Origin of the sequence: Streptomyces sp. TM32 (assembly GCF_004122755.1) — a bacterium.
GTDB lineage: Bacteria > Actinomycetota > Actinomycetes > Streptomycetales > Streptomycetaceae > Streptomyces > Streptomyces sioyaensis.
Genome location: NZ_SDIG01000074.1, coordinates 16,174 through 29,915, shown reverse-complemented (window position 1 = coordinate 29,915; position 13,742 = coordinate 16,174). Strand labels below are relative to the sequence as shown.

General features: G+C 73.9%; 11 protein-coding genes and 1 pseudogene. 3 read left to right on the top strand and 9 right to left on the bottom strand.

Annotated features, from left to right (window positions below; genetic code table 11):
• Positions 1-292 precede the first annotated feature (292 nt).
• Entirely contained in the window at positions 293-715 is a 423-nt protein-coding gene (locus tag EST92_RS17820; RefSeq protein WP_129281899.1) for a Rid family hydrolase, read from the top strand.
• 13 nt (positions 716-728) lie between these two features.
• Here EST92_RS17820 and EST92_RS17815 read toward each other — a convergent pair whose 3' ends face one another.
• The 9 genes from EST92_RS17815 to EST92_RS17775 all read right to left on the bottom strand — a co-directional run bounded on the left by EST92_RS17815 (position 729) and on the right by EST92_RS17775 (position 12,327).
• Positions 729-1,382: a TetR/AcrR family transcriptional regulator gene (locus EST92_RS17815; RefSeq protein WP_129281898.1), complete on the bottom strand. Its 654-nt coding sequence runs from the start codon at positions 1,380-1,382 to the stop codon at positions 729-731.
• On the bottom strand, positions 1,370-2,140 hold the full coding sequence (locus EST92_RS17810) for an enoyl-CoA hydratase family protein (RefSeq protein WP_129281897.1): 771 nt from the start codon (positions 2,138-2,140) through the stop codon (positions 1,370-1,372). Before EST92_RS17810 ends, EST92_RS17815 begins: the two co-directional genes overlap by 13 nt.
• On the bottom strand, positions 2,137-3,753 hold the full coding sequence (locus EST92_RS17805; RefSeq protein ID WP_161981749.1) for a 4-coumarate--CoA ligase family protein: 1,617 nt from the start codon (positions 3,751-3,753) through the stop codon (positions 2,137-2,139). Before EST92_RS17805 ends, EST92_RS17810 begins: the two co-directional genes overlap by 4 nt.
• Before the next feature lie 94 nt (positions 3,754-3,847).
• Positions 3,848-5,011: an acyl-CoA dehydrogenase family protein gene (locus tag EST92_RS17800; RefSeq protein ID WP_129281895.1), complete on the bottom strand. Its 1,164-nt coding sequence runs from the start codon at positions 5,009-5,011 to the stop codon at positions 3,848-3,850.
• Positions 5,012-5,072: 61 nt separating this feature from the next.
• Complete coding sequence (locus tag EST92_RS17795; RefSeq protein WP_129281894.1) at positions 5,073-7,013, bottom strand: biotin carboxylase N-terminal domain-containing protein; 1,941 nt, start codon at positions 7,011-7,013, stop codon at positions 5,073-5,075.
• Between the two features lie 7 nt (positions 7,014-7,020).
• Complete coding sequence (locus EST92_RS17790; RefSeq protein WP_129281893.1) at positions 7,021-8,619, bottom strand: carboxyl transferase domain-containing protein; 1,599 nt, start codon at positions 8,617-8,619, stop codon at positions 7,021-7,023.
• A complete protein-coding gene (locus EST92_RS17785; RefSeq protein WP_254068889.1) occupies positions 8,616-10,445 on the bottom strand; it encodes an acyclic terpene utilization AtuA family protein in 1,830 nt (609 codons plus the stop codon). The genes EST92_RS17790 and EST92_RS17785 overlap by 4 nt, the downstream gene beginning before the upstream one ends.
• An 11-nt stretch (positions 10,446-10,456) precedes the next feature.
• On the bottom strand, positions 10,457-11,272 hold the full coding sequence (locus EST92_RS17780) for a TIGR03084 family metal-binding protein (protein WP_129281892.1): 816 nt from the start codon (positions 11,270-11,272) through the stop codon (positions 10,457-10,459).
• Between the two features lie 221 nt (positions 11,273-11,493).
• Positions 11,494-12,327: an EamA family transporter gene (locus EST92_RS17775; RefSeq protein ID WP_254068888.1), complete on the bottom strand. Its 834-nt coding sequence runs from the start codon at positions 12,325-12,327 to the stop codon at positions 11,494-11,496.
• Between the two features lie 201 nt (positions 12,328-12,528).
• On the opposite strand from EST92_RS17775, the pseudogene EST92_RS17770 reads away from it, so the two are divergent.
• Together EST92_RS17770 and EST92_RS17765 are read left to right on the top strand one after the other, a co-directional pair.
• Positions 12,529-12,732: pseudogene (locus tag EST92_RS17770) on the top strand (LysR family transcriptional regulator); the annotation flags it as partial.
• 254 nt (positions 12,733-12,986) lie between these two features.
• Positions 12,987-13,601: a GPP34 family phosphoprotein gene (locus tag EST92_RS17765; protein WP_129281891.1), complete on the top strand. Its 615-nt coding sequence runs from the start codon at positions 12,987-12,989 to the stop codon at positions 13,599-13,601.
• Positions 13,602-13,742: the final 141 nt, after the last annotated feature.

Below are 13,742 nucleotides of genomic sequence, written 5' to 3'. Positions count from 1 at the left end.
TCCACCCCCAACGGGAGGGGGCGGACCGCAGGACGGAGTCCGGAGGGCCGGTCCCGCAGCCGAACAGCCAGCGCAGCGGCAACCAGCCCCGCCGCAGGCGCAACGGCGAGTAGCCCCGCGGCGGGCCAGCCGACCACGTCGCGCCGCGCCGCAAAGCGCAACGGCGAGCAACACCCACGGCGGGCCAGCCGACAACGTGCGGCGCGCCGCAAAGCGCAGCGGGTACGGTACGGGGTACATAAGGGAACAAATCGCCCTGGGCCGGTCAGCGGGCTCGGATGATGGAGGCCACATGCGCAGCGCCCGTGTCGTGCACGCTCCCGACGCTCCGGACAACACCGGCATCAACGCCGGCAATTTCTCCCAGGCGGCGAGGGTGGGCGACACCGTCTACATCGGTGGCACCCTGGCCATCGACCAGCACGCCCAGCAGGTGGTCGAGGACGATGCGCGCGAGGCGATGCGGCGCGCCTTCACCAATCTGGACGCGATCTGCCGGACGGCGGGCACCTCGTTGAGCGACATCGTCATGCTGACCGCGCTGCTCACCGATCTCGACGATCTGGACGCGCTCAACGAGGTCCAGGCCGAATTCTTCACGGCGCCGTTCCCCCCGCGTTCCACGCTCAAGGTCGCCGGGCTCCCGCACGGGCGGGTCGAACTCACGGCGGTCGCCGTTGTGGGAAGCGGTCCTCTTGTGCGGGAAGAGTCCTGACCTCGCTGGTGCTTTACCGGCGGTTTCCTTGCTGGTCCTGGTCCGCCGGGTTCAGTATGCCGTCGATGATCTTCGCCCACTGCTCGACGACCCGGTCGCGGCGGGCCGAGTCGTCGGTCAGGAGGTTGGCGAGACCGAGGCCGCGGGCCATGTCGAGCAGGCCCTGGACGGTCTCCCGTACGCCGGGCACCGCTTCGTCGGCGTCCAGCAGGGCGACCGCCGTGCGGTGTGCCTCCCGTCCCACCCGGGCCTCCAGGGCGGTGACCCGGTCGCGCAGCTGCTCCTCGTCGGAGGCGGCCACCCACAGGTGCAACGCGGCGCGGAACAGCGGCCCCGTGTAGAGGCCGACGAGTTCCTCGACGATGACCCAGGTGCGGGCGACGGAGCCGGCCGGCGGGAGGTTGTGGGCGACGGCCTTGACGGCGCCCCGGCGCTTCTCCGCGACGTGTTCGACGGCCGCGGTGAAGAGGTCCTCGCGGGTGCGGAAGTGGTGCTGGGCGGCGCCCCGGGAGACGCCCGCGCGCTCGGCGACCACCGAGACCGTGCTGCCGCTCCAGCCGCGCTCGGCGAGGCAGGCGATGGCGGCCTCCAGCAGTTTCAGGCGGGTGGCGCGGCTGCGTTCCTGCTGGGGCTGCTTGGGGCCGCGGGCGGGGGTCAGCGCGCCCATGCCGGGGCCCGTCGCTCCAGGAAGGCGGTCATGCCCTCGCGGGCCTCGGCGGAGCCGAAGAGTCGCACGGACTGTTCGGCCAGCGCCTCGGTGTCCCGGTCGAAGGTGTCCAGCACCTGGGCGGTGACCAGTTTCTTCGATTCGGCCAGGCCCTGGGGGGAGCCCTTGCGCAGGCCGTCCAGTACGGGCGCGAGGCCGGTGTCGACGTCGTCGGCGGCGAGGGTGACCAGGCCGATCCGGGCCGCCTCGACCGCGTCGAACTTCTCGCCGGTGAGGTAGTAGCGGCCGGCTGCCCGGGGGTCCAGGCGCGGCAGCAGCGGGAGGGAGATGACGGCGGGGGCGAGGCCGAGGCGGGCCTCGGTGAAGGCGAAGGTGGCGTCGGGTCCGGCCGCGGAGATGTCGCAGGCGCCGAGCAGGCCCAGTCCGCCGGCCCGGACGTGGCCGGTGACCCGGGCGACGACCGGCTTCGGCAGGGCCACGATCGCGCGCAGCAGCCGGGCCAGGCCCAGCGGGCCGTCCTTCGCGGTGCCCGAGGTGGCCTCGGAGAGGTCCGCGCCGGCGCAGAACGTGCCGCCGGTGTGGGTCAGGACGACGGCGCGGGTCCCGTGGTCGGTCGCGGCGTCCGCGAGTGCCTGGTGGAGTTCGCCCACCAGGCGGGTGGAGAGGGCGTTGCGGTTGTGCGGGGAGTCCAGCGTGAGCGTGGTGATGCCGCGCTCGTGGGAGCGCAGCACCAGGGGTGTCGCGGAGGCGTCGGTCATCGGGGCGTCGAACTCCTTTCCCTGGCGCGCAGTTCGCGCCGCAGGATCTTTCCGGTGGCGGCGCGCGGCACGGTGTCCAGGAACTCCACGCGGCGCACCTTTTTGTACGGGGCCACCTGCCCGGCAACGTACGCGATGACCTCGTCCTCGCTGAGCCGGGCCCCCCGCTGGCGGACCACGAATGCCTTGGGGACCTCGTTGCCGTCGGCGTCCGTGACGCCGATGACCGCGGCGTCGGCGATCGCGTGATGGCCGAGCAGCAGCGCTTCGAGGTCGGCGGGGGCGACCTGATACCCCTTATATTTGATCAACTCCTTGACGCGGTCGACGACATGGAGCCAGCCGTCGGCGTCCGCCCGCCCGATGTCGCCGGTGTGCAGCCAGCCCTCGGGGTCGATCATCGCGGCGGTGTCGGCGGGCCGCCCCAGATAGCCCCGCATGACCTGCGGGCCGCGGATGAGGATCTCGCCGCTCTCCCCCGGCGGCAGGTCCACGCCGGTCGTCAGGGACACCAGACGCATCTCCGTGTTGGGGATCAGCTTGCCGACGGCGCCCGGGGGCGGGTTCGGTGCGTCGAGGGGCACGGCGTGCGTACCCGGGGACAACTCGGTCATCCCGTAGGCCTGGCGGACCGGCGGCAGGCCGAGGCGCCGGGAGCAGGCCGCGGCCAGTTCGGCGTCCAGCGGCGCCGCGGCGCTGACGAGGTAGCGCAAGGAGGACAGGTCGTAGTCGGCGACCAGGGGGTGTTTGGCCAGGGCCAGCACGATGGGGGGCGCCACGTAGACGGCCGTGATGCGGTGTTGCTCGATCGCGGCGAGGAACTGGCGCAGGTCGAAGCGGGGCAGCACGACGACGGTGGCGCCCTGCCGCAGCGGGGCGTTCATCAGCGCGGTCAGCCCGTAGATGTGGAAGAACGGCAGCACGGCCAGCACCCGGTCGTCGGGGCCGCTGGAGATGAGCGGGGTGAGCTGGGCGAGGTTGGTGGCGATGCTGCGGTGGGTGAGCATCACGCCCTTGGGGGCGCCGGTGGTACCGGAGGAGTAGGGCAGGACGGCGAGGTCGGCCGCCGGGTCGAGGGCGACGGAGGGTTCCGGGCCGGTGCAGGCGGCCAGGTCCAGGACGCCACGGTGGCCCGGGGCCCGGTCGCAGACGAGGATCTCGGCGATGCCGCCGGCCCGCCGGGCCGCGCCGCGGGCGGTGTCCAGCAGCGCCGAGGTGGTGACGATCCAGCGGGCTCCGGAGTCCCCCAGCTGCTTGGCGAACTCGTCCTCGGTCGCCAGCGGATGGACGGGGGTGACCGCCGCCCCGCAGCGGGTGGCAGCGTAGAACACGGCCGGGAAGAGCAGGCTGTTGGGACTGTGCAGAGCCAGCACCTCACCCTTACGGAGCCCGGAGGCGGCGAGCGCGGCGGCGATCCGTCGGCTGAGGTGGTCGAGCCGGGCGTAGCTGAGGGTGCGGCCGTCGAGGCCGTCGACGAGGGCGGGCCGGTCGCCGTACTCCGCCGCCCGCCCGAGGACCACCTCGTGGATCGGCAGCTCCACGGGCGCGATGTCGGCGTACTCGCTGCGGAACACGTGGGATACGTGGGACACCTGGGGTGCTGGGGACACCATGCCTGGGACTTCCCTTCGGCGGTGGGCGGACGGCGGGCGGGACGGCCCCCGGCCGGCCGGGTCGGGCCCGGCCGGCTCGCGCAGCATCCCGCCCTCAGTACGACTTGGGCAGCCCCAGCGTCTGGTGTGAGACAAAGTTGAGGATCATCTCGCGGCTGACCGGGGCGACCCGTGCCACCCGGGCCGCCGTGATCATCGAGGCGAGGCCGTACTCCCGGGTGAGGCCGTTGCCGCCGAGGGTGTGCACGGCCCGGTCGACGGCGTGGACCGCGGCCTCGGCCGCCGCGTACTTGGCCATGTTGGCAGCCTCGCCGGCACCCATGTCGTCGCCGGCGTCGTAGAGGTGGGCGGCCTTCTGCGTCATCAGCCGGGCGAGTTCCAGCTCGATGTGGGCCTGGGCGAGGGGGTGGGCGATGGCCTGGTGGGCGCCGATGGGCTCCTTCCACACCTGCCGGGTGCGGGCGTAGTCGAGGGCCCGGTCCAGCGCGTAGCGGCCCATCCCCAGGGCGAACGCGGCGGTCATGATGCGCTCCGGGTTGAGCCCGGCGAACAGTTGCAGCAGCCCGGCGTCCTCGTCGCCGACCAGCGCGTCGGCGGGCAGCCGCACCTCGTCCAGGGTCAGCTCGAACTGCTTCTCCGCGGCGGCCAGTTCCATGTCGATCGGGCTGCGGCCGAAGCCGGGGGCGTCACGCGGGACGATGAACAGGCAGGGCTTGAGCCGCCCGGTCCTGGCGTCCTCGGTGCGGCCGACGATCAAGGTCGCGTCGGCGATGTCGACGCCCGAGATGAAGACCTTCCGGCCGTTGAGGACCCATCCCCCACCCTCCCGGCGGGCCGTGGTCGTGATGCGGTGGGAGTTGGACCCGGCGTCCGGCTCGGTGATGCCGAAGGCCATGGTGCGGGTGCCGTCGGCGAGGCCCGGGAGCCAGGTCCGCTTCTGTTCCTCGGTACCGAACCGGGCGATGACCGTGCCGCAGATCGCGGGTGAGACCACCAGCATCAGCAGTGGACAGCCGGCCGCACCCAACTCCTCCAGAACGATGGAGAGTTCGGCGATGCCGCCGCCTCCGCCGCCGTACTCCTCGGGGAGGTTGACGCCGAGGTGGCCGAGCTTGGCGGCCTCCGCCCAGAGCGCGTCGGCGTGCCCGCCCTCGGCCACGGTCCGCGCGAGGTACTCCCGGCCGTAGCGTTTGCCGAGGGCGGCGACGGAGCTGCGGAGGGCGCGGTGTTCCTCGGTCTCGATCACAGGGTTGCTCATGACGGCTCCATGTGTGCGGTGGGTGAGGTGGTGCGCGTACGAGGGAGGGCAGGGGGCGGGGTCAGGCCGTGGCCGGCGGGGTCGTGGTGTCGACGACGGCCAGCAGGGCGCCGACTTCGACCTGTCGTCCGGTGTGGACGGGCAGCGAGGTGAGGGTGCCGGCAGCGGGGGCGGTGATCTTGTGTTCCATCTTCATGGCCTCCAGCCACAGCAGCGGCTGGCCGGCCGCGACCCGGTCGCCCTCGGCGAGGCCGGGCGCGATCCGGGCGACCGTGCCGGGCATCGGCGCCAGCAGCGAGCCGGGCTCGGTGCGGGCGGCGGGATCGGCGAAGCGGGGCAGTGCGGTGAACGACCAGGAGCAGGGGGCGGCGGCCGCGCCGGCCGGCGGGGGCGCGTCGACATGGACCCGGTCCCCGTAGCGGGCGACCGCGAACCGCCGCCGTACGCCGTCGACGTCGAGCACGACCTCGTGGGCGTCGAGGGTCAGCAGCCGTACGCCGGGGAACTCCTCGGCCGACAGTCCGTCCCGGCCGAGCCGGTAGCGGATCGTGTACTCGCGCTCCCCGCAGGCGTAGGTCTTGGCCTGCGGGGCGGAGGGGACGTTGCGGAAGCCCCCGAAGCGGGAGCGGCCGGCCGCGTCGGCGAGGGCGGCGGCGAGCGCGAAGACGCCCCCGCCGTCCGCGCCGGTCCCGGTCAGCGCGGCGAGGTTGCGGTCGTAGAAGCCGGTGTCCAGCGCGCGGGGGTCGGTGAACTCCGGGTGGCGCAGGGACCGTACGAGCAGGTCGCGGTTGGTGGCGGGGCCGTGGATCTCGGCCCGTTCCAGGGCGCCCGCGAGCTTGCGTACCGCCTCGTCCCGGCTCGGCGCCCAGGCGATGACCTTGGCGAGCATCGGGTCGTAGTGGACGCCGATGGTGTCGCCGTCGCTCACCCCGGAGTCCAGCCGGACGCCCTCGGGCAGTGCCAGCCGGTGCAGGGTGCCGGTCTGCGGCTGCCAGCCGGCGGCGGGGTCCTCGGCGTACAGCCGGGCCTCCACGGCGTGCCCGTGCGCCGGCGGGGGATCGCCGTCCAGGGGCCGGCCCTCGGCGACCCGTAGTTGGAGGGCGACGAGGTCGAGGCCGTGGACCGCCTCGGTGACCGGGTGTTCGACCTGGAGGCGGGTGTTCATCTCCAGGAAGTACGCCCGGCCGTCCGCGGAGACCAGGAACTCCACGGTGCCCGCGCCCCGGTAGTCGATGGCGCGGGCGGCCCGGTCCGCGGCCCGGTGCAGGGTGTCCCGCAGTTCCTGCGGCAGTGCGGGGGCCGGGGCCTCCTCGATGACCTTCTGGTGGCGGCGCTGGAGGGAGCAGTCGCGGGTGCCGAGCGTCCAGACCGTGCCGTGCGCGTCGGCGAGGATCTGCACCTCGACATGGCGCCCGCCGACGACGTACGGCTCGACGAACACCTCCCCGTCGCCGAACGCGGCCGCCGCCTCGGCCTGGGCGGCCGTCAACTCCTCGTCGAGCGCGGCCAGTTCGGTGACCACGCGCATGCCGCGGCCGCCGCCGCCGGCCGCCGCCTTCACCAGCAGCGGCAGCTGGGCGTCGGTGGCCGAGCCCGGGTCGACCGGCGCCAGCAGCGGCACCCCGGCCGCCGCCATCAGCTCCTTGGCCCGCGTCTTGGAGGCCATGGCCTCGATGGCGGCGGGCGGCGGCCCGATCCAGGCCAGGCCCGCGTCGGCCACCGCCGCGGCGAATCCGGCGTTCTCGGAGAGGAAGCCGTAGCCGGGGTGGACGGCGTCCGCGCCGGCGGCCCGTGCGGCGGCCACGATCAGATCGCCGCGCAGATAGGTGTCGGCCGGGGCCTCGCCCGGGAGCCGTACGGCGGTGTCGGCCTCCTGGACGAAACGTGCGCCGGCATCGGCGTCCGAGTACACGGCGACGGTGGAGATGCCCAGCTCGCGGCAGGTACGGAAGACCCGCCGGGCTATTTCGCCGCGGTTGGCGACGAGGACGGAACGGATCACTTCTGCCTCACATCCGGAAGACGCCGAAGCCGCCCCGCGCACCCTCGACCGGTGCGGTGTGCAGGGCGGACAGGCACAGGCCGAGAACGGTGCGGGTGTCGCGCGGGTCGATGACGCCGTCGTCGTAGAGCCGCCCGGACAGGAACATCGGCAGCGACTCCGACTCGATCTGCTGCTCGACCATGGCGCGCAGCCCGGCGTCCGCCTCCTCGTCGTACGGCTGCCCCTTGGCCGCGGCCGAGGCGCGGGCGACCAGGGAGAGCACGCCGGCCAGCTGCTGCGGCCCCATGACGGCGGACTTGGCACTCGGCCAGGCGAACAGGAAGCGGGGGTCGTAGGCGCGGCCGCACATGCCGTAGTGGCCGGCGCCGTAGGAGGCGCCCATGAGGACGGACAGGTGCGGGACCTTCGAGTTCGACACCGCGTTGATCATCATCGCGCCGTGTTTGATGATGCCGCCCTGCTCGTACTCCTTGCCGACCATGTAGCCGGTGGTGTTGTGGAGGAAGAGGAGGGGGATGTCGCGTTGATTGGCCAGCTGGATGAACTGGGCGGCCTTCTGGGACTCCGCGCTGAACAGCACGCCCTGGGCGTTGGCGAGGATGCCGACCGGGTAGCCGTGCAGCTCGGCCCAGCCGGTGGTCAGGCTCGGCCCGTAGAGCGGCTTGAACTCGTCGAAGTCCGAGCCGTCCACGATCCGGGCGATGACCTCACGGGGGTCGAACGGCGCCTTGAGGTCGCCCGGGACGATGCCGAGCAGTTCGTCCTCGTCGTACTTCGGTGGGGCGGCCGGTCCCGGATCGGGGTGTGCCTTGCGCCAGTTGAGCCGGGCGACGACCCGCCGGGCCCGGCGCAGCGCGTCCGGCTCGTCCAGCGCGAAGTAGTCCGCGAGGCCGGAGGTGCGGGCGTGCATCTCGGCGCCGCCCAGCGACTCGTCGTCGCTCTCCTCGCCGGTCGCCATCTTCACCAGCGGCGGTCCGCCCAGGAACACCTTGGCGCGTTCCTTGACCATGATGACGTGGTCGGACATGCCGGGGACGTAGGCCCCGCCCGCGGTCGAGTTGCCGAACACCACGGCGATGGTCGGGATGCCGGCCGCCGACAGCCGGGTGAGGTCCCGGAACAGCGCGCCGCCCGGGATGAAGATCTCCTTCTGGCTGGGCAGATCGGCGCCGCCGGACTCGACGAGCGAGATCAGCGGCAGCCGGTTGGCGAGGGCGATCTCGTCGGCCCGCAGCGCCTTCTTCAGCGACCAGGGGTTGCTGGCGCCGCCGCGCACCGTCGGGTCGTTGGCGGTGACGAGGCACTCCACGCCCTCGACGGTGCCGATGCCGGTGACCACCGAGGCGCCGACGGGGTAGTCGCTGCCCCAGGCCGCGAGCGGCGACAGCTCCAGGAACGGGGTGTCGGGGTCGAGCAGCAGCTCGATCCGCTCCCGGGCGAGCAGCTTGCCGCGCCCCCGGTGCCGGGCGACGTACTTCTCCCCGCCGCCCGCGGTCGCCTCGGCGTGTGCGGCCTCGACCTCCGCGAGCTTGCCGAGCATCGCCGTACGACGCTCGGCGTATTCGGCGCCCGCCGTATCGAGCCCGGTCGCGAGCACGGTCACAACAACACCTCCGGTATGTCCATGTGCCGCGCGCGCAGCCACTCCCCCACGGCCTTGGCCTGCGGATCGAACCGGGCCTGGGCGGCGACGCCCTCGCCGAGCAGCCCGTCGACGACGAAGTTGAGCGCGCGCAGATTCGGCAGTACGTGCCGGTCGACCGGCAGGCCGGCGGTCTCCGGCAGCAGTTGCCGGAACCGTTCGACGGTCAGCTCGTGGGCCAGCCAGCGCCAGCCCTCCTCGGTGCGGGCCCACACCCCGACGTTCGCCGAGCCGCCCTTGTCCCCGCTACGGGCACCGGCGACCAGGCCGAGCGGCGCCCGCCGGGTGCCCGCGGCGGCCAGCGGCTCGGGCAGGTCCGGATCCGGAAGTCGCACCAACTCCCGTGTCTCGGGCGCGGGTTGAGCGCTGACGCGGGTTCCGTCCGGCAGTACGGCGCGATGCGGCACCTCCGCCGCGTCCACCGCCACCGCCTCGAAGACCCCGTACGGGGTGCCCTTGCCGGGCGGCGCGGTGACGTGGAAGCCGGGGTAACTGGCCAGCGCCAGCTCGACGGCGGCGCCGCTGACCACCCGCCCCACCGCGTCCTGGTCGGCGTCCCGCACCACCAGCCGCAGCAGTGCGCTCGCCTCCTCCTGGACGTCCGCGTCGTCCCGGTCGGTGCGGGCCAGCGTCCAGCGCACCTCGGCCGGACGGTGTTCCGCCGCGTCGAGCGCGGCCTCCATCTGCCGCCGGACCAGCGCGGCCTTGGCCGGGACGTCCAGCCCGGTCAGCACGAAGGTGACCTCGTTGCGCCAGCCGCCGAGGCGGGTCAGCCCGGCCTTGAGGGTCGGCGGCGGCGCCTCGCCGCGCACGGGGGCGATCCGGACCCGGTCCGGCGCCTCCTCGGTGAGCCGTACGGTGTCCAGCCGCGCCGTCACGTCCGGTCCGGCGTAACGGGCGCCGGACGTCTCGTACAGCAGTTGGGCGGTGACCGTGCCGAGGGTGACCGCGCCGCCGGTGCCGGGGTGCTTGGTGATCACCGCGCTGCCGTCGGCGGCGATCTCGGCTAGCGGGAAGCCGGGCCGACGCAGGTCATGTGCCTGGAAGAAGGAGTAATTGCCGCCGGTGGCCTGGGCGCCGCACTCCAGCACATGCCCGGCGACCACCGCCCCGGCCAGCTGGTCCAGGTCCTGCGGCCGCCAGCCGAAGTGCGCCTGCGCCGCGCCGCTGACCAGCGCGGCGTCGGTGACCCGCCCGGTCACCACCACATCGGCACCGGCCCGCAGACACGCGGCGATCCCGCCGCCGCCCAGGTAGGCATTGGCGGTCAGCACCCCCTCGCCCCACCCCCCGCGGCCCAGAAGGTCGTCACCCTCCACGTGCGCCACCCGGACGGAGACCCCGACCTTCTCCGCCACCTCCCGTACGGCGTCGGCCAGTCCGGCCGGATTCAGCCCGCCCGCGTTGGTGACGATCCGCACCCCGCGCTCGACGGCCAGCCCGAGCCCGTCCTCCAGCTGCCGCAGAAAGGTCTTGGCATAGCCGCGCGTGGGGTCCTTCAGCCGGTCCCGGCCGAGGATCAGCATGGTCAGCTCGGCGAGATAGTCACCGGTCAGCACGTCCAGGGGGCCACCGGTGAGCATCTCGCGGAGGGCGTCGAAGCGGTCGCCGTAGAAGCCGGAGGCATTGCCGATCCGGAGCAGGGCGGGGTCCGCGCCTATGGGGCGCACGGGTCCGCTGCCGTGCGCGGGGGCGCCGCTCACGCCGTGGTTCCGGTCCGCGGGGGCGCCGCTCACGCCGTGGTTCCGGTCCGCGGGGGCGCCGCTCACGCCATGGCTCCCGTCCATGGGGGCGCCGCTCACGCCGTGGCTCCCTTCCCCGTCCCCTTCCCCGACGGCGCGCGGCCCTTGCCCGGCGGCCCCGCGAAGGCCTGCGCGATCCCCAGCCACCGTTCCGCGTCGGATCCTTCGGCCCGCAGGGACGGCAGATCGCGGCGGTGCGCCCGCTGGGTCACCAGCAGACAGAACTCCAGCGCCTCCCCGGTCACCCGCTGCGCCGCCTCCGCCGGCCCGTACTCCCACACACTGCCGTCCGGCGCCCGCAGCTCGACCCGGAACTCCTCGGCGGGCGGGGTGAGTTGATGCGTCACGTAGGCGAAATCCCGGGTCCGCACCCCGATCCGGGCGATATGCCGGAGCCGCGCGGTGGGGGCCCGGGTGACACCCAGCGCGTCGGCCACGTCCTGGCCGTGCGCCCAGGTCTCCATCAGCCGTGCGGTGGCCATCGAGGCCACGCTCATCGGCGGCCCGTACCAGGGCAGCCTCTCGCCCGTCGGCCGCTCGGCGAGCGCCCTCAGCAGCTGCCCGCGGCCGTCCCGCCACTCGTCGAGCAGTTGGGCCGGCGGCGTCCGGGCCCCGGCCTCGGCGGCCTCGTCGACGAAGGTCAGCGGCGCGGCGAGCGCCTCCTGCGCGGCGCGCGCAAAGCCCTCCGGGTCGGTGGCCGAGAGCAGCGCCTGCCGGTCGGTCCAGGCCAGATGGGCGATCTGGTGGGTGATGGTCCACCCCTCGGCGGGCGTCGGGGCCGCCCAGCGCTCGGCCGGCAGCCCGGCGACCAGCGCGTCCAACTCCTCGCTCTCCGCCCTGAGATCGGCCAGTACGGCGCCGGGATCGGACACGCGACACTCCCCTCGTCGTCCCAACTGCCGTGACAGCGGGGCAGGTTGGCAGGCAGCGACGGCCACTGCCGCGGCCGTGCGGGTGCGGTGTGGTGCGAATGCGCTCCGAGCGTGGCAGCGCAGCCGGAAACAATCAAGCACGCCTGCATGATTTTTGGCCGCACCGGTGCCTTTGCGGCACAGCGGGTGGACGAGGAGGGCCTGTCGGGGGACGGCCACGCTCAGTGCGAGCCCGCCCCCGCGCTCCGTACCGCGCCCACGCTCGCGACCACGACCAGCCCGATCGCCAGCACCTCGGCCCAGCCCAGCGCCTGGTGCAGGACGAGGAACCCGGCGGTGGCCGCGGCGGCCGGCTCCAGGCTCATCATCACGGCGAATCCGGAGGCCGGGAGCTTGCGCAGGGCCAGCAGCTCCAGGGTGTACGGCAGCACCGACGACATCAGGGCGACCGCGGCGCCCAGCCCCAGGGTGACCGGGTCCAGCAGGGCGCCGCCCGCACCGGCGACGCCGAGCGGCAGGCTGAGCAGTGCCGCGACGGTCATCGCCAGCGCCAGCCCGTCCGCCTGCGGGAAGCGCTGCCCCGTACGGGCGGAGAGCAGGATGTACGCGGCCCACAGCCCGCCGGCCGCCAGTGCGCACGCCGCCCCGGCGAGGTTCAGCCCGTCGAACCCCTCGCGCCCCAGCAGCACCACACCGCCCAGCGCCAGCGCCGCCCACACCAGGCTCAGCATCCGGCGCGAGGTGGCCACCGAGAGGATCAGCGGCCCGAGGAACTCCAGGGTGACCGCGGCGCCCAGCGGGATGCGGTCGATCGCCTGGTAGAAGAGCGAGTTCATGCCGGCCAGCGCGACGCCGAAGGCGAGCACCGTCGCCCAGTCTCCCCGGGTGTAACCGCGCACCTTCGGGCGGCAGAGAACCAGCAGCACCAGCGCGGCGACCACCAGCCGCAGCGTGACCACCCCCAGCGCACCGGCCCGCGGGAAGAGCAGCACCGCCACCGACGAGCCGAACTGCAGCGAGACGATCCCACCGATGACCAGCGCCACCGACCCGATGCGGCCGCGTGCGCCCGCCGCCCCGGCGGTCCCGGCCTGCGCCTCCGCCGTCAGCACCTCGGGCGAGGGCGGCACGGGGTACGGAATGCCCTCACCGGCGGCTGGCGCGGTGGGGGCATCGGCGGCGGGCACACGGCCCTCGGAGCTCTCGGGCGAAGCATTCACGCCACCACGCTACGGCCCACCCCTCCGGTCCGTGAAATGCCTTTCTTCCTGTGCTTATGCTCCGCACGCAGGAGCATCGAGCTGCGTCATTTCCGCTGCTTTCTCGCCATCGCCGACACCCTGAGCATCACCCGTGCCGCCGAGCGGCTGCATCTGACCCGGCCGGCCGTCTCCCGCGCCCTGCGCCGGCTGGAGCAGGAGCTGGGGATCCGGCTCGTCGACCGCGCCACGCACCACCTCCGCCGCCGCGATGCACCCGCACCCCGCCATGGCGTACGTCCCGCTGCCGGCGCGCCACCGGTCCCGGTCGTCCTCGCCCGGCGGGCCGGGCCCGGCGTGGGATGGCAGTCGCCGTCCTCGCTCCATAAGCTCGTAGGAGGGAGCGCTCACCGGCGGGCCGAGAAACCCGCCCGGTGCCGCCGGCGGCGCGCCGGATGCCAGGTCAGTTGCTCAGCGACGCATCGCTCCCGACGCCCCTGACGTGGAGCCCTTTCATGACCACACCGCGGGACCTGTTGTTCGTTGCCATGGACATGGAGTCCAGTCCCACTCGGGAGCGCGGCGAGCTGTCGCTCGCGCTCGCCGGAGCCGAGCTGATCGACCTGCTGGAAGCCCAGGCCATCAGCCTGGACGGCGACCGCATCGTGCCGGGCTACCGGCCCGCCGTAGCGGATCGCCTCATGGACGAGGCCGCGTCGTCGCTCGCCCAGCAACCGCCGTACGAGGCGGTCGACGACTGGCTGTGGCGCAGGGGCCGGGGCCTCGCCACGGCCTATCTGACCGCCCTTGAGGCGGAAGGGCAGCTCACCCAACCCCGCCGCCGTTGGCTGCGCGTCCGGACCGGTCAGCTGACGCTGGCCGATTCGCCCGCGCGCCGCGCGGCGGCGAACCGCCTGGCTTCGGAGGAGCCCGTCCTCGCCGACCTTGCGGCGGCCCTCGGGATCCGCGGCGGGCGGACGGAAGACCCGCCGGAGGTGGCCGACGACGCGGTGGCGACAGTGCTCGCCGCCGTCCATGACGCGGTGCGGGAGCTGGAATTCGAACGCCAGCGGCGAGCCATCGACGAGGAGGCCTTCAGCAATATCTGGCGGGCCCCCGGCGACGGCTGACGACCGCCCGCTCGCTACCGACAGCCGCTCGGCACCACGACCGGCTACGACCGGCCGGGGCCGTTCTGCGGGCCACCGCAGCGGGCACCCATGGTCCGGACGGGCAGGGTGCGGACGGTCCGGACGGACAGGGTGCGGACC

Coding starts and splice junctions, on each gene's coding strand:
- EST92_RS17820 (WP_129281899.1), top strand. CDS start 293: ATGCGCAGCGCCCGTGTCGTGCACGCTCCCGACGCTCCGGACAACACC.
- EST92_RS17815 (WP_129281898.1), bottom strand. CDS start 1,382: ATGGGCGCGCTGACCCCCGCCCGCGGCCCCAAGCAGCCCCAGCAGGAA.
- EST92_RS17810 (WP_129281897.1), bottom strand. CDS start 2,140: ATGACCGACGCCTCCGCGACACCCCTGGTGCTGCGCTCCCACGAGCGC.
- EST92_RS17805 (WP_161981749.1), bottom strand. CDS start 3,753: ATGGTGTCCCCAGCACCCCAGGTGTCCCACGTATCCCACGTGTTCCGC.
- EST92_RS17800 (WP_129281895.1), bottom strand. CDS start 5,011: ATGAGCAACCCTGTGATCGAGACCGAGGAACACCGCGCCCTCCGCAGC.
- EST92_RS17785 (WP_254068889.1), bottom strand. CDS start 10,445: ATGGACGGGAGCCATGGCGTGAGCGGCGCCCCCGCGGACCGGAACCAC.
- EST92_RS17765 (WP_129281891.1), top strand. CDS start 12,987: ATGACCACACCGCGGGACCTGTTGTTCGTTGCCATGGACATGGAGTCC.